This window comes from Novosphingobium sp., assembly GCF_049240505.1.
Classification (GTDB): domain Bacteria; phylum Pseudomonadota; class Alphaproteobacteria; order Sphingomonadales; family Sphingomonadaceae; genus Novosphingobium.
The window spans coordinates 1-20775 of record NZ_JBMLSM010000042.1; the positions used below are offsets into that span (position 1 = coordinate 1).

At 64.2% G+C, this 20775-nt stretch carries 20 protein-coding genes; 11 read left to right on the top strand and 9 right to left on the bottom strand.

Features of this window, described 5'->3' with window-relative positions; genetic code table 11:
• On the bottom strand, positions 1-183 hold a 183-nt coding region (locus ACOVQ0_RS03760), incomplete at its 3' end, for a hypothetical protein (protein WP_421880325.1).
• Entirely contained in the window at positions 180-1451 is a 1272-nt protein-coding gene (locus ACOVQ0_RS03765; protein ID WP_421880327.1) for an MFS transporter, read from the bottom strand. The genes ACOVQ0_RS03765 and ACOVQ0_RS03760, both read right to left, overlap by 4 nt.
• A 105-nt stretch (positions 1452-1556) precedes the next feature.
• Here ACOVQ0_RS03765 and ACOVQ0_RS03770 point away from each other — a divergent pair, with 105 nt between their 5' ends.
• Genes ACOVQ0_RS03770 through ACOVQ0_RS03785 form a run of 4 tightly spaced genes read left to right on the top strand, consistent with a single transcriptional unit; the run spans position 1557 to position 7008 of the window.
• The gene (locus ACOVQ0_RS03770; protein WP_421880329.1) at positions 1557-3272 is read left to right on the top strand and encodes an alpha/beta fold hydrolase; all 1716 of its coding nucleotides are present in this window, start codon (positions 1557-1559) and stop codon (positions 3270-3272) included.
• A gap of 5 nt (positions 3273-3277) precedes the next feature.
• Positions 3278-4600: an MFS transporter gene (locus ACOVQ0_RS03775; protein WP_421880417.1), complete on the top strand. Its 1323-nt coding sequence runs from the start codon at positions 3278-3280 to the stop codon at positions 4598-4600.
• Positions 4600-6165, top strand: a complete 1566-nt coding sequence (locus ACOVQ0_RS03780; RefSeq protein WP_421880331.1) for an FAD-binding oxidoreductase — start codon at positions 4600-4602, stop codon at positions 6163-6165. The genes ACOVQ0_RS03775 and ACOVQ0_RS03780 overlap by 1 nt, the downstream gene beginning before the upstream one ends.
• Before the next feature lie 18 nt (positions 6166-6183).
• The gene (locus ACOVQ0_RS03785) at positions 6184-7008 is read left to right on the top strand and encodes a cupin domain-containing protein (protein WP_421880333.1); all 825 of its coding nucleotides are present in this window, start codon (positions 6184-6186) and stop codon (positions 7006-7008) included.
• A 179-nt stretch (positions 7009-7187) separates the two neighbouring features.
• On the opposite strand, the gene ACOVQ0_RS03790 is transcribed toward ACOVQ0_RS03785, so the two are convergent.
• Genes ACOVQ0_RS03790 through ACOVQ0_RS03820 form a run of 7 tightly spaced genes read right to left on the bottom strand, consistent with a single transcriptional unit; the run spans position 7188 to position 12895 of the window.
• A complete protein-coding gene (locus ACOVQ0_RS03790) occupies positions 7188-7916 on the bottom strand; it encodes a hypothetical protein (protein ID WP_421880335.1) in 729 nt (242 codons plus the stop codon).
• 23 nt (positions 7917-7939) lie between these two features.
• A complete protein-coding gene (locus ACOVQ0_RS03795; RefSeq protein ID WP_421880337.1) occupies positions 7940-8602 on the bottom strand; it encodes a hypothetical protein in 663 nt (220 codons plus the stop codon).
• 2 nt (positions 8603-8604) lie between these two features.
• Positions 8605-9447: an alpha/beta fold hydrolase gene (locus ACOVQ0_RS03800; RefSeq protein WP_421880339.1), complete on the bottom strand. Its 843-nt coding sequence runs from the start codon at positions 9445-9447 to the stop codon at positions 8605-8607.
• A 1-nt stretch (position 9448) separates the two neighbouring features.
• Positions 9449-10339 carry a VOC family protein gene (locus tag ACOVQ0_RS03805; RefSeq protein WP_421880341.1) on the bottom strand — a complete coding sequence of 297 codons (891 nt, stop codon included), beginning with the start codon at positions 10337-10339 and terminating at the stop codon, positions 9449-9451.
• Between the two features lie 57 nt (positions 10340-10396).
• Entirely contained in the window at positions 10397-11767 is a 1371-nt protein-coding gene (locus ACOVQ0_RS03810) for an MmgE/PrpD family protein (protein WP_421880343.1), read from the bottom strand.
• Between the two features lies 1 nt (position 11768).
• On the bottom strand, positions 11769-12590 hold the full coding sequence (locus ACOVQ0_RS03815; protein ID WP_421880345.1) for an SDR family NAD(P)-dependent oxidoreductase: 822 nt from the start codon (positions 12588-12590) through the stop codon (positions 11769-11771).
• Positions 12587-12895, bottom strand: coding sequence for an REDY-like protein HapK (locus ACOVQ0_RS03820; protein WP_421880347.1), 309 nt, complete (start codon positions 12893-12895; stop codon positions 12587-12589). Before ACOVQ0_RS03820 ends, ACOVQ0_RS03815 begins: the two co-directional genes overlap by 4 nt.
• Before the next feature lie 102 nt (positions 12896-12997).
• Between ACOVQ0_RS03820 and ACOVQ0_RS03825 the strand changes: the two genes are divergently transcribed.
• From ACOVQ0_RS03825 to leuD, 7 genes are all read left to right on the top strand, one after another.
• Positions 12998-14236, top strand: coding sequence for a methyltransferase domain-containing protein (locus ACOVQ0_RS03825; protein WP_421880349.1), 1239 nt, complete (start codon positions 12998-13000; stop codon positions 14234-14236).
• Positions 14233-14592, top strand: coding sequence for a hypothetical protein (locus ACOVQ0_RS03830; RefSeq protein WP_421880351.1), 360 nt, complete (start codon positions 14233-14235; stop codon positions 14590-14592). The genes ACOVQ0_RS03825 and ACOVQ0_RS03830 overlap by 4 nt, the downstream gene beginning before the upstream one ends.
• On the top strand, positions 14589-16022 hold the full coding sequence (locus tag ACOVQ0_RS03835) for an FAD-dependent oxidoreductase (protein ID WP_421880353.1): 1434 nt from the start codon (positions 14589-14591) through the stop codon (positions 16020-16022). Before ACOVQ0_RS03830 ends, ACOVQ0_RS03835 begins: the two co-directional genes overlap by 4 nt.
• A 128-nt stretch (positions 16023-16150) precedes the next feature.
• Positions 16151-17767, top strand: coding sequence for an FAD-binding oxidoreductase (locus ACOVQ0_RS03840; RefSeq protein ID WP_421880355.1), 1617 nt, complete (start codon positions 16151-16153; stop codon positions 17765-17767).
• Between the two features lie 4 nt (positions 17768-17771).
• Positions 17772-18788, top strand: coding sequence for a zinc-binding dehydrogenase (locus ACOVQ0_RS03845; protein WP_421880357.1), 1017 nt, complete (start codon positions 17772-17774; stop codon positions 18786-18788).
• Between the two features lie 3 nt (positions 18789-18791).
• Positions 18792-20165, top strand: a complete 1374-nt coding sequence (locus tag ACOVQ0_RS03850; protein WP_421880359.1) for a 3-isopropylmalate dehydratase large subunit — start codon at positions 18792-18794, stop codon at positions 20163-20165.
• Positions 20162-20767 (top strand): 3-isopropylmalate dehydratase small subunit, encoded by a 606-nt coding sequence (gene leuD, locus ACOVQ0_RS03855; protein ID WP_421880361.1) that lies wholly within the window; start codon positions 20162-20164, stop codon positions 20765-20767. Before ACOVQ0_RS03850 ends, leuD begins: the two co-directional genes overlap by 4 nt.
• The last annotated feature ends 8 nt before the right edge of the window (positions 20768-20775 follow it).

Below are 20775 nucleotides of genomic sequence, written 5' to 3' on the forward strand. Positions count from 1 at the left end.
CGGCACCGCCCCTTCACGATCGAGCACGATTCCTCCCCCGCTTGCCGTGCGGATCGACGAAGTGACGATTTGTCGATCCGCACCGCCGCTCTTCGGGGGTCGGCCACGCTTAGTCAAGTCAGCGGGGGCATCAGCCTGCCCCAGCACATAGCCGATGCCAACGCCTTCGATAACGCTCTTCACGCCCGTTCCCCTCCCCAATCGGGGTAGCGCCCCATTGCCAGCAGCGCCAGCGAGCCCAGCACCAGACAGCCAACGCCCGTCATCAGCGCAAGGTCATAGCGCCCCGTGGAATCGAACACGCGGCCATAGACCACCGGTCCCATACCCCCGCCAAACGCGATCACGGTGTAGAAGCTGCCATAGATCGTGCCATAGGCGCGGCGGCCGAAATAACGGGCGATCAGGTAGGCCAGCAGATCGAATTCGAACCCCGCGCCAAGGCCAAGCGAGATGACCGCCAATGCCGCCTCGGTCGCCCCGATGGTTGGCTGTGACAGCAGGAAACTGCCGATGGCGGGTAGGATCAGGATGCCCACGGCGCAACCCGGTGCCCAGAACCGGTCCAGCAGCCAGCCGCCCGCAACGCGCCCGGCGATGACCGAAAGCCCGAACCCCGCCGTGATCGCACCGATCTGCGGCAGGGTGAACTTCTGCGTGCGCAGGATATTTTCCAGATTGGGCGTGGGGGCCGTGAGCGCAAAGGCGATCAGCAGGAAGGCCACCGTCATGATCCAGAAACGGCGATGGCGCAGTGCCGCGTGCAGTGTCATCCCCGCTTCAATCTCACCTTCCCCAGCGGTCTTGCGGGAACGCGATCCAATCTGCGTCAGTCTTTCCCGAAAGAACAGCGCGACCACCGGCAGGCCGATGACGATAGGCAAGGCCCCGATCACGAAGAACGCGGTGCGCCAGCCATATGTGCCGATCAGCCATGCGGCGAAGGGCTTTACCAGAAAACCGGTGATGCCCGTGCCGGTGCTGGCGATTCCGATGGCAAGGCCGCGATGTTTCTCAAACCAGCCGTTGACGGTGTGCATCCACGTGGCCGTCAGCGTGCCTGCACCCAGAATCGACATGATCACCCACTGACCATAGTAGACCCAGATGTTCCCGCCGCTCAGCCCAAGGCTCATGTACGTCAGGCCGAACAGCACGAGCGAGAGCAGCGCCACCGGCTTTGCGCCATAACGGTCCACCGCAAAACCTGCCATTGGCCCGGTGGCCATGACCACCACCGATTGCACGGTGATGGACCCCATCAACGCGGCGAAGCTCCAACCGAACGCCTGCTGCAATTCGGGCGCAAACATGCCGATGGTGTAGAACGGCAGCGGGCTTAACCCCATTGCCAGCCCCACCATCGACGCCGCGACCACCACCCAGCCTGCGCTGCTGTCACGCGCGGGAAGCGGCGCGATGGAGGACCGGCTTTCGACTGCTGTGGCCATTCGGATTCCCGTTCGTGCGACGTTCAAGGGACTGGACAATGACGAAATGATGGCACATCAATAGTCATATTCATATATCAAATCATCGCAGGGCAGGCAGCACGCATGATTTCGGACGCAAATCCCCATATCACCCGCGGCTATGTCAGCGTCGCATCCGCGTGCGGTGGCGGCAAGCTGGTGCATTATCGCTGCTGCGGCAGCGGCCCGGCAGTGGTCCTGCTGCACGATTCACCCCGATCGTCCCGGCTGCACGTGCCCTTGATGAAAGTGCTCGGCAGGCGGTTTCGCGTCTTTGCACTGGATACGCCGGGCTATGGCAATTCCGATCCCATCGGGTTGGAAGCGCCAACGATTCCCGATTTTGCAAGTGCGCTGGGCGAAGCGCTCGATGCGCTGGGGCTGGCACAGGCGCCCGTCTATGCCACGCATACCAGCGCCAAGATCGCGCTTGCCCTTGCGGCGCGCGGGGGACAGATGCCGCTGCTGGTGCTCGATGGCCTGTCCATCCCCGATCAGCTTGCTTCCGACGATTTCATCACGGCCTATATGCGCCCCTTTGCGCCAGAGCCGACCGGCGCCTTCCTCAGCGCGGAATGGAGCCGCACGCGCGATATGCTCCGCTGGTTCCCGTGGTTCTCGACCCGTCCCGAACATCGCATTGCGATGGAACCACCCTCGGCGGAATGGATGGAGGATTACGGCATCGACCTGTTCTGCGCGGGGCCGCACTATGCCGATGCCTATACCGCCGCCATGCGCTGGAACCCACTGGACGATTTGCACGCGGTGAACGTGCCCACCATCGTCGGCGCGCGGACCGACGATGTGCTCTATCCCCACCTCGACAAGGTTCCCACCGCCGCAAACCCTGCGCTGTCGGTGGAAAGGCTGGGCGCAGATCGCACGGCGTGGGCAAACTGGATTGAAGACAGGCTGGCCAATGGCGGCGGCAGTTCCGCCTCTGCCCACCGGGCAAAGGACGAAGCGGCGCGTGGCTATGTTACGCTTGATCAGGGGCAGGTCCACTGGCAGCGCTTCTCTGGCCCTTGCACAGCCGAACAACGCCCCCTGCTGATCCTTGCCGGGCCATCCACGCTGGAAGGCATGGCATGGGCCGAAGCGATGCGCGCGCACCGCCCGGTGATCGTGCCCGATCTGCCCGGCTTTGGCGATTCCGACGCGCTTTCCGATATGGATGCAGAAGCCATTGCCGATGCGCTGGCCGCACTGGTCGGCAGGCTGGAGCCTGACGCTTGCGATGTGCTGGCTGTCGGCCTTGCCGCGCCCATCGGTGCCATGATGGCGGCGCGCAGGCCGGGGCTGGTCGCCACGCTGACTATCATCGGCGCGCCTCCTTTCGATGCCCCAACCGACGCTGCCCTTTTGCCGCCAGTCGCTTTCGACGCGCTGGCCGGATCGCATCTCCACCAGTTCTGGCACATGTTGCGCGATGGCACAGTGCAGTGGCCCTGGTATTCCGCCGCCCCGGCTGCGGCCCGGCCCGCGCCCGTTCTGCCCGACGCTCACGCGCTGCATCGCGCGCTAACGGGAATGCTCAAACAGCGGACAACCTATGGCAGCGCCATTGCCGCCGGACTGGCCGTGCATGACGCTGCGCTTTGGCAATCGGTTCAGACGCGCACTTTCGTGGCGGTGGGCGATGATCCCGCCACCGCGCAGGCTGCAAGGTTGATCGACCTGCTGCCCGCCGGTGCCGCATTCATGCTGCCCGATGACCGCGCCAGCGCCGCCGCAGCGCTGCACACAGCGATTGTGCGGACCGATCAATCCACACGGGAAAAGGTTTCGGCAATTTGAACGTGATGCCCTCTCCCGCGTGGCCACGCCGGTCCTACGCCTGGTATGTCCTGTCGCTGCTGACGCTGGCCTATGCGCTGGCGATCCTTGACCGGGTTTCGATCGCACTGCTGATCGAGCCGCTGAAGGTTGCGCTCGATATCAACGATACGCAGTTCGGCCTGCTGCAGGGCATGGCCTTCAGCGTGGTCTACAGCGTGCTGGGTCTGCCGCTGGGCATGTTGTCAGACCGCAGACGGCGGGTAACGCTGCTGTTTGGTGGGCTGATGCTGTGGAGCGCGGCAACCATCGGCTGCTCCTTCGCCAGCAATTTCCACGAATTGTTCATCGCACGGATGCTGGTGGGCGTGGGCGAAGCAGCGCTGGTGCCGGTCGCCACGTCATTGATCGCGGATTACTTTGCGCCCGAAGTGCGACCCAAGGCCTATGGCGTGTTCGTAACCGGCAGTTCGCTGGGCACGGCAGCGGCAATGGCACTGGGCGGGCTGTTCCTCGATTGGGCAGAGCGGCTGATTGCCGGAATGCCGGGCCTGTTTGGCACAATGCAGCCGTGGCAGGTGGTTTTCGTGCTGTGCGGCGCGCCCGGTCTTGTTCTGGCGCTGGTGCTGATCCTGACCGCCCGCGAACCGGCGCGGCAGGGCGGCAGCGTGGCCACCGAACCGATCAGCCTGCGCCCGGTGCTGCGCCTGTTCATCGAACGGCCCGGCGCATTCGGCCTGTTCATGCTGGGATCGGTGCTGAATCTCGTCTGCGTCTATGCCATCGTGGGCTGGTTTCCCGCGTTGTTCATCCGCGCGCATGGCTGGACCGCGGCGGAGACCGGCAAGATTCTGGGCATGGTCGGCCTGCCCATCTCGATCTTTGCAGCGGTGAACAGCGGCTGGGTGATCGCCTGGTTGAACCGACGCGGCCATGCCGATGCGCCGGTCCTGTGCGCGATGGGCTGCGCGGCTTCGATGGTGGTGTTCGGCACGCTGGCCTGCCTTGCGCCCACCGGCAATCTGGCGCTGCTGGGCTATGCGCTCAACGCGCTGTTCCTGAACTGGAACACGTCGGCGGTCTATACCGGCTTTGCCCAGATCACGCCCAACGCCCTGCGCGCGCAGGTCATGGCGTTGCAGACCATCGCATCGGGCCTGATCGCGCTGACGGCGGGCAATTTCATCGTGGGCTTCCTGTCCGACACCGTGTTCACCCAGCCCAATGGCATTTCGTGGTCGCTGGGCAGCGTGTTCTTCTGCTGCGGCCTTGCCGCGTTCCTGATCCTGATGGCCAGCCGCCGCAGCTTCCGCACCGCGACTGCCGCTCTTGATGCAAAGGCCGCTTGATGCCCCTGAATGACGATCTGCGCGCCCTGCTCGGGGCCGATGGCCTCCTGACTGACACCGAAAGCCTGCGTTTGCACGGGTCGGACCTGCTGGACGAAGGCGCACCCTGCCTTGCCGTGATCCGCCCCACCAGCGTCGATGCTTTGGCCGAAGCCGTCCGCCTGATCGGCGCTGCGGGCGTGCCGATGGCCCCGCGCGGCGGTGGGCTGACGTATGTTCGCGGCTATGTCGTGCCTGATCGCGGCTTCGTTGCGGTCGATCTTGCGCGGCTCAACCAGATCGTGTCGATCAGCGAAGAAGACATGGTGATCACGGTGGAAGCTGGCGTCACATGGCGGCAGATTCACGAGGCGCTGAAACCGCTGGGCCTGCGCCTGCCCTTCTTCGGCACATTCTCCGGCGCACGCGCGACGGTTGGCGGGGGCCTTTCCAACGGGGCGCTGTTCCTTGGCACGGCGCGGCACGTTTCTGCGGCAGAGACGGTGATCGGCATGGAAGTGGTGCTGGCCGATGGCACGCTGCTCCACACCGGACAGCAGGCGGTAGAGCGCGCGCCAAAGCCGTTCATGCGCACGTTCGGACCGGATCTGACCGGGCTGTTCGTGCACGATGCCGGAGCATTGGGCATCAAGGCCCGCGTCAGCCTGCGCCTGATCCGCGCGCCAAGGGCCAGCGGTTACCTCTCGTTCGGGTTCAGCGATCAGGCCGCCGGCATCGCCGCCCTGTGCGAAGTCGCCCGGTCGGACATTGCCGAAGACGCATACCTGATGGACCCGGACAAGACGCGCATCGCCCTTGCCGCACCCACCGATCTGGCGCGCGATGCCAAAGTGCTGGCAAAAGTCATCGGGCAGGAAGGCGGGCTGCTGAAAGGCCTGAAAGCTGGCGCGAAGCTGGCGCTGGCGGGGCGGTCCTTCATCGACGACGGTTGCCATTCTCTCCACCTCGTCCTTGCCGGGCGCAGTGACGAAGCGGTGGCGGCAGACATGGCCGCCGCGCGCGATATCGCCGCGCGGTTCGGCGGCATGGCCCTTCCCGATTCCATCCCGCGCGCGGGCCGGGCCGACCTGTTCAATCCCGTATCAACGATGGTCGTCGGCCCGCAGGCCGACCGCTGGATCGCGCTGAACGCCAAAGTGCCGCACAGCGAGGCCTTGCGCCTGACGAATGCCATCGAAACCTTGCTCGCACGGCACAAGGCGGCGCTCGACAACGCAGGCGTGATCGTTTCGCGCCTGCTGACCGTGATGGGCACGCACGCTTTCAGCTATGAGCCGGTGATGAACTGGCGCGATAGCTGGTTGCCGTTGCACCGCGATATCCTGCAAGGCGAAAACCGCCTGACCGAACCGCCCGCCGCGCCCGATGCCCGCGCGCTGGTGATGCAGGTGCGCGCGGAGCTGATCGCGCTTTTCGCCGAACACGGCGCAGCGTCGAACCAGATCGGGCGGACGTACCCTTACGCGTCGATCCTGCGCCCTGCGCCGCGTGCCTTGCTGGAAGCGGTGAAGGCGGCGGTCGATCCCAAGGGGCTGATGAACCCCGGCGCGCTCGAACTTTCCTGACCCTTTCAAAGGACCGCTATGGCCCGCCCGCATATCGAATTCGTCCACGCGCAAAACGTGGGCTGGACACCTCGCGCCGACGGGGCAGAGGAAAAGGTGCTGAACGCCGATCCCCTGTCGGACGAAGCCACGCTGATCGTGCGCTATCCGCCCGGCTACAGCGCTCCGGCCAGTTCACCCGATCACGGCGCGGAAGAGTTTTTCGTGCTGGACGGTGCCATCGATATCGATGGGGAAAAGCGGCGCGCCCACGCCTATGGCTTCCTGCCGCAAGGTTCCGGCCTTGGCGTGCGCCACACCGCGCAAGGTGCGGTGCTGCTGGTGTTCCGCCATGCCGCGGGTGACCCGAACGCGCTGGACGGAACCGCGCAGACAATCACGCTCCACACCCCCGCCATGCCGTGGGACGTTTCGACCTATGACCCGAAGCTGATCCATTTGCGCCTCGCGCGGAAGGTTCTGCGGCTTGGCCCGAACAATAGCGGACGCACGTTCCTGCTGACCGGCATGGCGCATGGCGTTCCGGCTGAAGCCACCACGTTACCCGCCGAGATGCACGATCACGCCGAAGAGATGTTCATGCTGCAAGGCGCAATGTGGGCGCCCGAGGGCCGCATGGGCGCAGGCGCCTATTTCTACCGCCCGCCCGGCATTCTGCACGGCCCGCACGTTTCGGAATACGGCTTCCTGCAAATCATGCGATCGCCGGGCGCGAATGCCATCGTCACGCATTGGAGCGACGTTCATCGCCCCTTGCCCATCAATGCACCCTATTGCCCGGTTTTGCCGCATGGCACGCCGCCCGAATGGGCGTGGAAGCTGACACCGCAAACCGCGTGGTAATCCCCCGTAGTAAGTGACCCTCCGATTTCGTCATTGCGAGCGCAGCGAAGCAATCCAGAGCCAGCGCAAACCGCACTGGATTGCTTCGCTACGCTCGCAATGACGAGCAGGGTTCCTCACGAAAAAGTGCCCGCATCTTTCAATGCGGGCACCACCAACTTGCCAACCGGTGAATCGGCTCAGCGGTTCAGTTCGACCAACTCGTACCACGTCTGCATGTAACCGCCGACGCCGCCCTGCACGAAGATCGAGTCATCGTCCGCCGTCACCCACACCTGATAGGGCGGGTGCGCTTCGCCGCCGATGGAGATCATGCTCGCATCTTCGTCGGAGAACTCGTACTTGTAGCAATCGAACGTGCCTGCCGGAACGGTCACCGTTTCCTGCCCCACATAGGCAAGGTTGATTTCCGACTTCGAAATCAACGGCGGGGTTGCGCCGCGATGGTCGGGCGATGGCAGGAAGCAGGGGAACTTGCGCTTGTGCGGCCCCTTGCTGCGGTCCATCTTGCGGGTGATGTAGGCGTCAGCCACGATCGGGTGCGTGCCAAAGCCATCGAACGGTGCATCAATCGCCATCGTCTGCGAAACACGGCCGATGGACGGGCCATAGCTCTCGCATTCTACCGTGTCCTTGTTGATGATGAACAGGCCCGAACCCATGAATTCATCACCGATCACCAGACGGACGAAGCAGTCCATCGGGCGGTCGTTTTCATCAAGGCTGTACACGATGTCGCGGTGGACGGTCGGCGCCGGTTCGTCGATTTCGCAACGCGCCCGCAGCGTGCGCTTGCCATCGGTGTGGTGCGTCCAGGTAAACTCCTCGCGGCCACGCTCTTCACCTTCGCGGCCGGGCTTGCGCGAGGTGTAAAGAACCTTGCCGCTGATGGTCCGATGCTTCTGCAATGGAAATCTCCCTTTCGTGTAATTCAGACGGGGGTGGCGATGCCGAGGAAGCTGGCAATCAGCACGACGACCCACAGCACCATCACGGTGGGCTGGGTAATAGCGATGACCCCGGCAATGGCCTTGTCGCCTTCAGGCGTCGGGCCATTTTCGCGCAGGTCGATGATTGCGGGGAACAGCGGCACCAGTTGGCGGCGCACCAGCAGGCCAATGGAAATGCAGGTGGCCAGCGCCAGGAGCTTCAGCGAGATGAACAGCGGCAGGGCGATAGCGCCGGCAAGGCCCGCAACGCCGCTGCCGATCAGCGCGGCCAGCACAACGTAACGCACCGCGATGTCCACGCGCTTGTAGCCAGCGCCCGCAGGCCCGTGCTTCAGGTGGACCGTCCATGCCAGCGCCAGCCATGCAAGGCCAAGCACCCAGACGAGCAGCGCTGCGGAACCCGGCACGTCGATCCAGCCTTTGGCCACGGCAAGGCCGAACCCGGTGGGAAACGCCAGAATCAGCGTGGTGCGCGGAGCCATGTCGATGTTGTTGAGGATTTTCAGCGCCATCATCCGCTCCGGCACCGAACGGGCCGGATCGATCATGAAGCGCGAGCTGTAGAACGCGCCCAGATCACCGCCCAGCCAATAGACCGGGATCAGGATGTGCAGCAGTGTGAGCAGCGAAAGGCCGATGTCCATATTCAAGCCTTTCCACCGAAAAATGCCACCATCGCGTCATGCCGCGCGGCGCGGAATTCGACGGCATCAAGACGCGGCAGTTCAACGAACGCGCCATCGCCCAGCAGCTTTTCCAGCGCCACGCTGGAATCGTACAACGGATCGTTGATCGCGGCGGTCACCAGCGTCGGGCAGGCGATCAAGGCCATGCGCTTGTCGGCAGGCCATTTGAACGCGGCGCGATAGTTGAGGTGATAGGTCGTGCTGGCCTTCATCACTTCGACGATCCATGCGTGCAGATCGGCTGCGCTGCCAAGCCCGCCATCACGGCGGCCCGCACGGGTGCGTCTATACCACGGGAAGAACACGTATTGGTCGCGGCAGAACTGGAACAGTCGGGCAAGATAGGCGCCATCCAGATCGGGTTCGAACGGGAAGGCATAGGTGGCCAGAATCTCTTCCAGTTCCTCGCCTTCCATCAGGCTGACGCCATCCAGCACCAGCGCAGAGACACGCTCTGGCGCCCGAATTGCCAGTTCGGCGGCAATCGCCGCGCCAGTGTGCGAACCATAGACGCGCACTTTTTGCAGACCCACCGCATCCATGAACGCCAGCGCTGCGGCAGCGAGGTCCGGGATCGTAGGTTCCTGATCGGACAGCGGGTCGCTATCGCCGTTACCGGGCGTGTCGGGCGCATAGACGCGCGCTTCGGCGGCGAAATCTTCGATCAGCTTTATTTGCTGGCGTGAACTGCCGGGCGATGCGTGGAGGACCAGCAGCGGCTCGCCACTGTCACCCGCATAGCGATAGTGCATCTGGCCATGCGGCACGTCCACGAAGCCGCGCTTGATTGCAGGGCTGCCCATCTCAGATTTCTCCCCCTTCGACCACTTCCAGCAGCGCGCCTTCGGGCGTCACCAGCATGCCGCTGCGCCTGCCGCCATAAACCGCGCCTTCGCGCACCACCGGCGCACTGGCCCAATGGCCTTCAAGCCGGTCAAAATCGGGATAGAGCATGGTGGTGATCGCAACGCCGGGTGGCAAAGCGCCTTCATGGCGTGGGCGTTCGGTTGCCGCGTCAGGATACTGGTCCAGTTCAAGGAACACCTGCCCGCCGCCGCGCGCCGTGGTCAGTTCGGTCTTGGCCGTTTCAGGCAGGCCGAACGCCTTTTCGATCATGGAATAGCGGATGGCCACCGGATCGATCATCGGCAGGCGCAGCACGTCCTTCACCCACTGCGCGGTCTTGCGCAGATCGGGGCAGGCCAGCACCATGATGAACGGACGGTCCACCAGCGATTTGGGTTCAGGCAGACCCGTGCCAGGTCCCGGTTGCAGGATTTCCGTCAGATAGACCGTTTCCAGATCCGCCCCGCGCACCTGCATCGGCTTGACCGTGGCAAAGCCATCCAATGGCTTGGGCGGGCCGATCACTTCGAAGGGGCTTTGCAGCATCTTTTCGTTCACGGCTTCAACGTCGGTCACGCACAGTTCGATGGCGGCCCAGCCATAAGTGCGGATCGGCGCATAATCGGGCACCGGATCGCCTTCGACAAAGCGCAGGAAAACCTCGTCGCCCGAAGCGGGTTGCAGCACGGCATAGCGGCGTCCGGCGCTGGCCGGTGCATTCCACGCGGCAGCAAGATCGGCGGGCACGTCGCCCTGCTCGACCGTGCGATACTCCATCCAGCTTTCATAGCGGGCAATGGCGTCGTTGATGTCGCCGACGACGTGCGTGGCGCACTTCAGTAAGGTCATGGTGATTCCCCGCTGTGTGGAAATTATTTGATATAGATATAATACAAATGCAAGCGCTTATGACAGCACGCCGCTGCCAATGATTGCGCCCATCGCGTCAGCCTGCTGATCAAGGCCCAGGACCGCGCGTTCCAGCGCTTCATGCACTCCGGCCAAACCGCCAAACGACAGGCAACCTTTCGCCTTTTCAGCGTGTTGCGCATCGCTCAGCGGCCATTCGGGGGAGCCGAGCTGCGCGAGAACCGGCTGCACCAGTTCGCGCCCGTCCAGCGTCCGGACCACGGCGCGCGCAGGCACGAAGGCGGCCAGATCAGGGTTGTCATCGGCGATCACGGTGATCTTGTTCGCCAGTACCAGAACCTGCGGATCGTCCAGCGCCTCGCCCCCGAAATCAGCCAGCGTCACCTTGCCGCGCAGCAGCGTCACCGCCGCCAGATACTGCATACACAGCCGCGCATAGCCCGGTGCCATCCCCGCTTTCGCAGGACGCCCGACAAGCCGATGGATCAGCGGCGGCGCATGATATTCAAGGCTTTCAAGGTTCGCCGCCTGCAATCCCTGCTCGGCCAGCAACTGCTGCACCGCCACGATGCCGCCATGCCCGGCGCGACCCGTGGGAAACGGCTTCCAGCTCACCTCGGTAATGCGATGCCCCTGCCCCAGCCTTGCCAGCGCCGGACCAAGCGCTTCGCGCACTTCCATCAGCGCAAAGTATCCGAACGGCCCGTCCAGCGGCCGCGTAACCCCCGGCATTCCACCCCGCGCCAGATCGATGGCGACAAGGCTGTTGCGGGCGGCATTGGCCACCTGCACTGGCAGGGCAGGCTTGCCCTCGACGTGCGCCTGCATCGTGCCCGAAACCAGCGCCAGCGCATGGCCGAAAGCATCCAGCGCCATATCGCGCGGCATGGCGCCAAGGCTGGCAATAGCCGCCACGCAACCAAAGATGCCTGCCGTTGCCGGGCGGAAGAACTTCAGCGCATCGGGCGCGGCTATGCCCAGCGTCACGGCAACATCCACGCCTGCCACGATAGCGGTCAGAAACTGCTCTCCGCTGACCCGTTCGCCCCGCTGTGCCTCTGCCAGCAGGGCCGCCAGCACCGTCGCCATCGGGTGCAGCACGGCAGGTTCATGGACGCAATCGTACTCCTGACCGTGGATCTGGAAGGCATTGACGAAGGCGGCAGACGGCGCGGGGAGGCGCACATCGGGCCTGCCCAGCACGCCCGCCACATCGCCCGCGCCCCAGCCCTGCACCATCGCCAGCACTGCATCGGCATGGGCGGCATTGCGCCCCGCCACGCCCACAGCCAGCGAATCATGCAGGAACGTCTTGGCCCGCGCCTTCACATCTTCCGGCAGGTCTGCCCAGCGCAGCGACAGCGCGTGGTCGATCAGCACATGCGCCGGGTTTGCGGCCTCTGGCATATCAGTGCGGCTCCTCGCCGCCAGACACGTTCATGCTTTCGCCCGTGATATAGGACGCCTCTGCCGAACACAGGAACGCGACCGCATTGGCCGTATCCTCCGGCAAACCGGGGCGGCCCAACGGGATTCGTCCTGCCATGTTCTTCAGATACTGCTCGACGCTGATGCCCTGCACGGCGGCGAAGTGTTCGTTCTGCCACTTGCCAAGGCCGGTGGTCACATGGTTGGGGCACACGTTGTTCACGGTGATGCCATGCGCGCCCAGCTCGATGGAGGCAGACCGCACCAGCCCGACCAGCCCGTGCTTCGACGCGGTATAGGCCTGCGCGTGCATGAAGCCCGACTTTGCCGCTTGGCTGGCGATGTTGACGATGCGCCCGCCCTTACCCTGTTCGATCATCACTTCGGCAGCAGCCTGAAGCCCGAACCACGCGCCAGTCAGGTTCACGTCGATCACCGCGCGCCAATCGTCCGCCGACACTTCGCCCAGCGGCTTCATGATATAGCCGATCCCGGCGTTGTTCACCCAGATATCCAGCGAACCGTGGGTGGCAACCGCATGGGCCGCCAAGGCACGCACCTGATCCGGGTCACGCACGTCGCACGAGAAGGTCGATGCCGCGCCAGGCATCGATTCGGCCACTTCGCGCATTTCCGCCTCGGCCCCGATCATCGCATCGGGCGTGGCCGAATCGCGCGATCCGCCGATGTCGGCAATGACCACGGCGGCGCCTTCTTCACTCAGGCGGCGGGCAATCGCCTCGCCCAAGCCCTGCTTGCGGCCTGATCCGGTGATGACGGCAACCTTGCCTGCAAACTTCACGCCGTCACCTCTTCGGTGGTCATGAAAGTCACCTCGACCATGCCGCCGAATGCTGCGGCCACTTCGCCCATTGCCGCGGTCGACACGTCCTTTTCGAACTGGGCCATGTCCGCAATATCAAGCACTTCGATATAGCCGAACGGCGGCTTGGCATCGCTACCCATGACTCCGGTCGTGCGGAACACGCGGAAGCTGGCAATGGATGGCAGCGCGTTCACGGTGGGCAGATCGACGCTGCGCGCCCAGTCCAGATAATCCGCCTCGGAAACGCCGGGCTTCAGGTTGAAAACTGCGAAAATATGCATGGCTCGGTCCTCGCTTTGCCGCCTGCCGGTCAATCGCAAGTATCATCCTTGCTTCTGCCGAAAGGTCAATATACCCTATGAATATAACAAATGAGGAAGGCCGTGAACTCTTCATCACACACCCCGTCCCCGGTTTCGAACGACCCTAGCGCCGGTTACGATGGTCCCCCGGACTATCGCGTGATTGGCCGCCACGCGGTTTTCCCCGAAACCAGCCATGACGAGATCGAGCGGATCAACTTTCTGGCCCAGATGAACCGGCATCTCGCCGCGCGCGTGGTGCCGGGTGTGAAGGCGGCTTACGACGCCCGCGTGGTCCCTGCCTTCGAAGCCGCGCATGGCCGCCCGATGGCAGACCGCCACGAAGCCCGCCGCGCCATGCTGGAAGACCCTGCGTTTCAAACATGGTCGGCCCTGCGCCGCATGACGATGGAACAGCGCCAGCAGGCAGGCCGATGGGCCGCCCTGCGCCAGCGCGAAAAGCTGAACGCCATTGCCGCCGATCTGACCGATGGCGATCCACGCCTCAGCCTTGATCCGTCATTGCCGATCCCGCGCTATGTCTCGGCGGTGGACCACCACTGTATGCCGGGCAGCTATCACACCGAATACTTCCCCGGCGATGCGGTAAACGGCGCGAACTACGATCACGCCGGCTTCGTCACGACAGGCGGATTGCTGGGCAAATATTCCGATGGTGGCGGCCACGCGGTCGTCAAATGGGTCAAGCGCAACCTGCCCGATTTCAAGCCGCAGAAGATCCTCGAAATCGGCGGCACGGTCGGTCATTCCTCGCTGCCGCTGGCGCAGGCTTTTCCACAAGCGGACATGACCGTGGTAGACCTTGGCGCACCGGTTCTGCGCTATGGCCTTGCCCGCGCAAAGTCGCTGGGCGTAGACAATATCCGCTTCGTGCAGGCCAGTGGTGAGGATCTTTCGATCTACCCGGATGCCAGCTTCGACTGGATCCAGACGACGATGTTCCTGCACGAACTGTCGACCAAGGCCCTGCGCGCGATCTTTGCCGAAACGCGCCGCTTGCTGAAGCCGGGCGGCATCGTGCTGCATGTGGAGCAGCCGCAATACGCGCCGGAAATGCCCCTGTTCGAACAGGCGATGCGCGATTGGGATGCGTTCTACAACAACGAGCCGTTCTGGAGCCGGATGCACGAGATGGATCTCGACGCCGAAATGGTGGCCGCAGGGTTCGACCGTGACAAGCTGATCCACGGCGGCGTGACCGGCGTGGTCGATCGCGAACTCTTCCCCGATGCGGAAGAGGATGACACCGAAGATTATGGCCGCAAGGCCGCATGGCATGTGATCGGAGCTGTGGCATGAGCTTTGCCGACGCCCTCGCCGGAGCAGGCGCAAAACCTGCTGGCAAACGTCCCTATTTCCTCGAACCGCAGGTGGAGCGCGTCCTCGCCATCACGATGGCAATGGCGCAGGAACTTGCCGTCGCCCGCCAGCGCGGCGACACGCTGGAACGCCTGCTGCTGGAAAAGGGCGTGCTGACGCCGGGCGAGATTGACGCTTTCGTGCCCGATCGCGCCGCATCGGCTGAACGCCAGATGTGGAATCAGGAATTCATCGCCCGCATCCTGCGCATCGTGCAGCAGGAAAATGAAGCGGCGGCAGGCGCTCCTGATGTGGCTTCGGGTGAGATTGGCGAAGAACTGGCCAACGACGCATGATGCCAGCCCGCGAAATGCCAAACTTCGAATATGTGATCCCGGTGCTCGTCATCGGCGGCGGAGCCTGCGGCTGCATCGCCGCGCTTTCTGCCCACGATGCAGGCGCGCAAGTGCTGCTGGTCGAGCAGGATGAACGCCCGATGGGCAGCACCGGCATGAGCCAGGGCCTGATCTGCGCCGCCGGAACCAAGGCGCAGGCCGCCTTGGGCATCGAAGACAGCGCGGATCGCTATTTCGAAGACATCATGGCCAAGACCAAAGGCCTGACCGACCCGGTTCTGGCCCGCGCGATTGCCGATCATGCCGGACCCACAGTGGACTGGATGGTCGAAGTGCACGATCTGCCGTGGCAATTGGATACGGGTTTCCGCCCGGTCTATGGCAACTCCACGTTCCGCGTGCATGGCTGGCGCGGCCACGGCGGGCAGGACATGGTGGACCTGCTCCACGCCCGCATGGCAGACGCCGGAATCGATGTGATGCTGGGCGCCAGGCTGGTCGAAGTCCACGCCGATGATACAGGCCGCATCCACGGCGTCACGCTGGAACGTCCTGATGGGGCGCGCGAACTGGTCGGCTGTGAAACGCTGATTCTGGCCTGCGGCGGATTTGCAGCCAATCACGCAATGGTCGCACAGCACATGCCCGATGTGGCCCACGCGCGGAACAACGGCCACGAAGGCAGCCAGGGCATCGGCATCACCATCGGCCAGCAGCTTGGCGCAGCGTTTGGCGATATGGGTGCCTATCAGGGCTATGCCATGCTCACCGAGCCACAGGGCATCCCGGTGCCGCCCGGCGTTCCGGTCGAAGGTGGCGTACTGGTAAACATCGAAGGCAACCGCTTCACCAACGAAGTCGAAGATATTGCCGGCATGGTTCATCCGGTTCTGGCCCAGCCCGGCGATCATGTCTGGGTGGTGTTCGATAAGCGCATCGAAGGGCTGACCGATTACATCCCCGAAATGCAGCAGCTGATTGCGCTGAACGCGGCGAAAAAAGCCGATACGCCAGAGGAACTGGCCGCCCTGATTGGCGTGCCTGCCGATGCGCTGGCCACAACACTGGCCGAAGCTCACACCGCGCAAGCCAGCAACCAGCCCGATGCACAAGGCCGCATCTGGGGCGATGACAAGCCGCCCGTCGCCCCCTTCCGCGCGGTAAAGGTCGTCGGCGCGATCTTCCACACGCAGGGCGGGCTTCAGATCGATGGCGCGGCCCGCGTGCTGCGCGCGGATGGCACACGCCTGCCCAATCTGTTCGCAGGTGGCGGCGCGGCGCGATCCGTCTCAGGCCCGGCGCATTGGGGCTATCTGCCCGCGATGGGCCTTGCCACGGCGGTCACTTTCGGTCGCCTTGCCGGTCTGGGAGCCGCTGCACTGGCCCAGCAGGCCGTCGATGCCGGATGGCAAATTCCGATCTGCGGATAGGCGAATTGCCCATTTGCAGTTCGGTAGATTATTTGACATATCATTATAACAATTAGTCTGCACGGACCTGAATCGGTCATAGAGTTCAGCCCCGTGCGGCAAAGCGGAAGATCACGATGTCCGACAGCATGACCCTTGCCAAAATCGCCACGGCCCCTGCCGATCTGCGCGCCCGTCTGGAATCGATTGTCGGGGCGGATCACGTCACGTCCGATGAAGCCACGCTGCGCCTGTTCAGCGAAGACATCTGGGCGCGCGGCGATCATGTGGTGATGCTCTCGGTCGCGCCTGCCAATACGGCAGAGCTGGCCGCGGTTGTTGCCGCCACCAATGATGCGGGCGTTGATCTTGCCCCGCGTGGTGCGGGCATGAGCTATACCACCAGCTACACCCCCGCCACCGACACCACGATCACGCTCGACATGCGCCGCATGGACCGCGTGCTGCGCGTCAGCCCCGAAGACATGACCGTCACGGTCGAAGCAGGCTGCACCTGGCTGGCGCTGAACGAAGCACTGAAGCCGCATGGGTTGCGCACCCCGTTCTGGGGGCCGATGTCGGGCATCTATTCCACCATCGGCGGCGGGCTGTCACAGCTTAACGCCATGTTCGGTGCGGGCCACTACGGCACGTCCAGCGAAAGCGTGGTTGCGATCACGATGGTCCTTGCCGATGGCCGCACCTTGCGCACCGGCGCGCGCGGTCCTGATGGCGATACCCCGCATTATCGCCACTATGGCCCTGATCTGGCAGGCCTGTTCATGGGCGATTCCGGCACGCTGGGCATCAAGGCGGAAGTGACCCTGCGCCTGATCCGCGCGCCCGGCTTTGAAGATTCCGTGTCGTTCTCGTTCAAGACGGGCGAGATCATGCTGCAGGCGCTGGCCGAAATGACCCGCGCGGGCATCGCTTCGGAAACCTGCGGCTTCGACCCCGGCCTGACCAAAGTCCGCATGAAGCGCATGTCGATGGCCAGCGATGTGAAGACGCTGGGCAAGGTGATCGCCAAGGAGAAGTCTTTCGGCAAGGGCCTGCTGGCCGCTGCCAAGATCGCCATCGGCGGGCGCAACTTCATCCCCGAAGAGGAATACCCGCTGCACATCACGGCAGAGGGGCGCTGCAAGGAAGCCGTAGCCGCCGATATCGCCACCGCGCGTGAAATTGCCGCCCGGTTCGAAGGCGAAGAGATCGAAAACTCCATCGCCAAGGTCATCCGCGCGATGCCCTTCCCCGCGCCGAATTCCATCCTCGGCCCCGAAGGCGAAAGCTGGGTGCCGGTCCACGGTCAGGCCTCGCTGTCCACGGCGCCAGCCATGTTCGCCGAAATCCGCGCCTACTTCGATTCGATGCAGGAAACCTTCGACAAGCACGGCATTTTCAACGGCTTCCTGTTCTCATCGCTGTCCACCACAGCGCTGGTGATCGAACCTGTGTTCTTCTGGCCCGAAGGCTATCGCCCGATCCATGAATCGATGGTCGAACCGGCCCACCTCAAGAACCTGAAGCAGCTTGGTCCCAATGCCGATGCCACCGCGGTGGTCACCGAAGCACGCGAACATGTGAAAGCCATCTGCAAGAAGTATGGCGCTGCCCACTTCCAGATCGGCCGCGCCTATACCGCCTATCGCGAAAGCCGCGACGAAGCGTTCAAGGACGTGCTCGATGCGGTCAAGGCCGTCGTCGATCCTCGCGGCATCTTCAATCCCGGCTGTCTCGGCTTCCCGATCCGTGAAGGGCGGAACTGATCGCATGGGGGGGCAAGAAACCTATCGCGCGATCCGCCTTGAACGGATCGCACCATCCTTCCGCGAAGGTGCGGATGTGGTCGAACTGCCGGTGACCGAACCCGCACGCGGTGAAATTCGCGTGCGCAACCTGCATTGCGGCGTGAACGCCATTTTCGATACGCAGATCGCCCGCAACGCGGTCGATTACGTCAAGATCGCCTTGCCTACATTCACCGGCGTCGAAGCCATCGGCGTGGTTGAAGCGGTTGGCGAAGGTGTGACCGGCTATGCCGTTGGCGATGCCGCCGTCACCGTGCGCTTCACCGGCGGCTATCGTGAGGCAAACACCGCCGCCGTGGCCAACTTCGCGCCCGCCCCTGCCGCCACGCGCGAATATCTCGCGCTCGCCTCAACTGGCGTGTCTGCGCTGGTCGCGCTGGAACAGATCGGCGAAGCGCGCACGGGCGAAACGGTTGCCGTATCCGCCGCAGCAGGTGGCTTGGGTCACCTCCTCGTGCAGCTTGCCGTCCTCAAGGGCTGCCGCGTGATCGGCGTGGCAGGCGGCGCTGAAAAGTGCGCGTTCGTCGCCTCGCTGGGGGCAGAGCGGGTGATCGACTACCGTTCCGAAGACGTCGGCGCGGTGCTGGCAGCGGAATATCCCGGCGGGATCGACGTTGCCATCGATACCGTCAGCGGCACGATCTTCGACGCATTCCTTGCCAACATTGCCAACCACGGACGGCTCGTTGTCGGCGGCGCGGCGGCAGACCTTGAAGGCAGGCCCGAAGTCGTCACCGCCCCACGCATCGCCCACTCCATCTATTACAAGGGCGCATCGGTGCGTGGCTTCATGAACGGGCTGCTGACACCGCACTGGGACGATGCGCGCAAGCGTCTGTTCCGCCTCTATCAGGACGGCAAGCTGCGCGTGACGTTCGACAGCCAGCGCAATGTGGGCATTGAAGGCATTTACGACGGGATCGAACGGCTGCTTTCAGGCAAGTCGATGGGCAAGGTCATCGTCGATCTGCAGTCATAACCGATGACAGTTTCACCCAAGACGCTTTTCGAAAAGATCTGGGATGCGCACCATGTGGCCCAGACGGCAGGCGGCGCGCACCTGATCGCGATTGACCGCGTGTTCCTGCACGAACGCACCGGCGCGGCGGCGCTCAAATCGCTGGCCGCCAATGGCCGCCCTGTGCGCGATCCGGCGCGGGTCTTTGCCGTGATGGATCATATTGTCGACACGCGGCCCGGGCGCGGCGATGGCACATTGATGCAGGGCGGCAGCGCCTTCATCACCGAAACCCGCGCCGCTGCCCACGCCGCCGGGATCACCCTGTTCGACGTGAACGATCCCGATCAGGGCATCACTCACGTCATCTCGCCCGAACTAGGCATCGTCCTCCCCGGCGCAACCCTTGTCGCGCCCGACAGCCACACCTGTACCCAGGGCGCGCTGGGCGCTTTCGCATGGGGCATCGGATCGTCCGAGGCCGAACATGCGATGGCCACCGGCGTCCTGCGGCTCGACCGGCCAAAGACCATGCGCGTAACCTTCACCGGCGCGCTCACCGCAGGCGTCACACCCAAGGACATGGCGCTGCATCTGCTGGCCACCCACGGCGCGGGCGGCGGTGCAGGCCATGTGGTTGAGTTTGCCGGAGAAGCCGTCACCGCACTCGACATCGAAGGCCGCATGACCCTGTGCAACATGGCAACCGAGTTTTCGGCCATGACCGCGATCATCGCGCCTGATGACAAGACGTTTGCCTATCTCGCCGGTCGCCGCCACGCGCCTGCGGATTTCAGCGATCCCTATTGGGCCACACTGACAACAGACGACAGCGCATCCTTCGACCACGAAATCGTGATCGACGCTGCCACCATCGCCCCGATGGTAAGCTGGGGCACCAGCCCCGAACACAGCATGGCCGTGACCGCCACGGTGCCGCAGGGGCCGGAGCGCGCCCACGCCTATATCGGGCTGGACGCGGGCCAGACGCTGGCAGGCACGCCCATCGATGCCGCCTTCATCGGTTCCTGCACCAACGCCCGCCTGTCAGACCTGCGCCGCGCCGCCGATCTGCTGCGTGGCCGCCATATCGCGCCGTCGATCCGCAAGGCGCTGGTCGTCCCCGGCAGTTCTGCCGTGAAACGCGCGGCGGAGGCCGAAGGGCTGGACAAGGTGTTCACCGACGCCGGTTTCGAATGGCGCGCCAGCGGCTGTTCGCTGTGCTTCTTTGCCGGCGGCGAAAGCTTCCCCGAAGGCGCGCGCACGATCAGCAGCACCAACCGCAATTTCGAAGGCCGCCAGGGGCCGGGCATCCGCACCCACATCGCCAGCCCCGAAACCGTTGCCGCCAGCGCGATTGCAGGGGTGATTGCCGATCCGCGGGAACTCGCACGATGACCCCGTTCACCACGCTCCATTCCACCGCCATCCCGCTGCTGCGCGATAACGTCGATACCGACGCGATCATCCCCAGCCGTGAGATGAAGACCACCGGACGCACTGGTCTGGCGGACGGTCTGTTCGCCCCGTGGCGCTATACCGATGTCGCCGCGCGCGTGCCCGACCCTGCCTTCCCACTAAACCAGCCACAGGCGCAGGGCGCGGCCATCCTGCTGGGCGGCGCAAACTTCGGCTGCGGTTCCAGCCGCGAACATGCCGTTTGGGCGCTGGCCGAATATGGCATCCGCTGCGTGATCGCGGAAAGTTTCGCCCCCATCTTCCGCGCCAACTGCATCCGCAACGGCATTCTTCCGATCACGCTGGACCGCGCCGCCGTGGATAGGCTTGGCTGGCAGACGCTCGACGTTGACCTCACCACGCAAACCGTGCGGTGCGGCGATCAGGCCCACGCCTTCACCATTGAGGACGAACCGCGCCTGATGCTGCTTGAAGGGCTGGACGCCATCGCCCTCACCCTGAAATCCCTCCCCGAAATCGACGCATGGACCGCCGCCGACCGCGCCCGCCGTCCGTGGATCTATGCCGGAGCCCCAAAATGACCGAGTTG

What these genes read in the sequence shown, in the direction of transcription:
- ACOVQ0_RS03765 (WP_421880327.1), bottom strand. Translation starts at nt 1,451, where the DNA reads ATGGCCACAGCAGTCGAAAGCCGGTCCTCCATCGCGCCGCTTCCCGCG.
- ACOVQ0_RS03770 (WP_421880329.1), top strand. Translation starts at nt 1,557, where the DNA reads ATGATTTCGGACGCAAATCCCCATATCACCCGCGGCTATGTCAGCGTC.
- ACOVQ0_RS03775 (WP_421880417.1), top strand. Translation starts at nt 3,278, where the DNA reads ATGCCCTCTCCCGCGTGGCCACGCCGGTCCTACGCCTGGTATGTCCTG.
- ACOVQ0_RS03780 (WP_421880331.1), top strand. Translation starts at nt 4,600, where the DNA reads ATGCCCCTGAATGACGATCTGCGCGCCCTGCTCGGGGCCGATGGCCTC.
- ACOVQ0_RS03785 (WP_421880333.1), top strand. Translation starts at nt 6,184, where the DNA reads ATGGCCCGCCCGCATATCGAATTCGTCCACGCGCAAAACGTGGGCTGG.
- ACOVQ0_RS03795 (WP_421880337.1), bottom strand. Translation starts at nt 8,602, where the DNA reads ATGGACATCGGCCTTTCGCTGCTCACACTGCTGCACATCCTGATCCCG.
- ACOVQ0_RS03800 (WP_421880339.1), bottom strand. Translation starts at nt 9,447, where the DNA reads ATGGGCAGCCCTGCAATCAAGCGCGGCTTCGTGGACGTGCCGCATGGC.
- ACOVQ0_RS03805 (WP_421880341.1), bottom strand. Translation starts at nt 10,339, where the DNA reads ATGACCTTACTGAAGTGCGCCACGCACGTCGTCGGCGACATCAACGAC.
- ACOVQ0_RS03810 (WP_421880343.1), bottom strand. Translation starts at nt 11,767, where the DNA reads ATGCCAGAGGCCGCAAACCCGGCGCATGTGCTGATCGACCACGCGCTG.
- ACOVQ0_RS03820 (WP_421880347.1), bottom strand. Translation starts at nt 12,895, where the DNA reads ATGCATATTTTCGCAGTTTTCAACCTGAAGCCCGGCGTTTCCGAGGCG.
- ACOVQ0_RS03830 (WP_421880351.1), top strand. Translation starts at nt 14,233, where the DNA reads ATGAGCTTTGCCGACGCCCTCGCCGGAGCAGGCGCAAAACCTGCTGGC.
- ACOVQ0_RS03835 (WP_421880353.1), top strand. Translation starts at nt 14,589, where the DNA reads ATGATGCCAGCCCGCGAAATGCCAAACTTCGAATATGTGATCCCGGTG.
- ACOVQ0_RS03840 (WP_421880355.1), top strand. Translation starts at nt 16,151, where the DNA reads ATGACCCTTGCCAAAATCGCCACGGCCCCTGCCGATCTGCGCGCCCGT.
- ACOVQ0_RS03845 (WP_421880357.1), top strand. Translation starts at nt 17,772, where the DNA reads ATGGGGGGGCAAGAAACCTATCGCGCGATCCGCCTTGAACGGATCGCA.
- ACOVQ0_RS03850 (WP_421880359.1), top strand. Translation starts at nt 18,792, where the DNA reads ATGACAGTTTCACCCAAGACGCTTTTCGAAAAGATCTGGGATGCGCAC.
- leuD (WP_421880361.1), top strand. Translation starts at nt 20,162, where the DNA reads ATGACCCCGTTCACCACGCTCCATTCCACCGCCATCCCGCTGCTGCGC.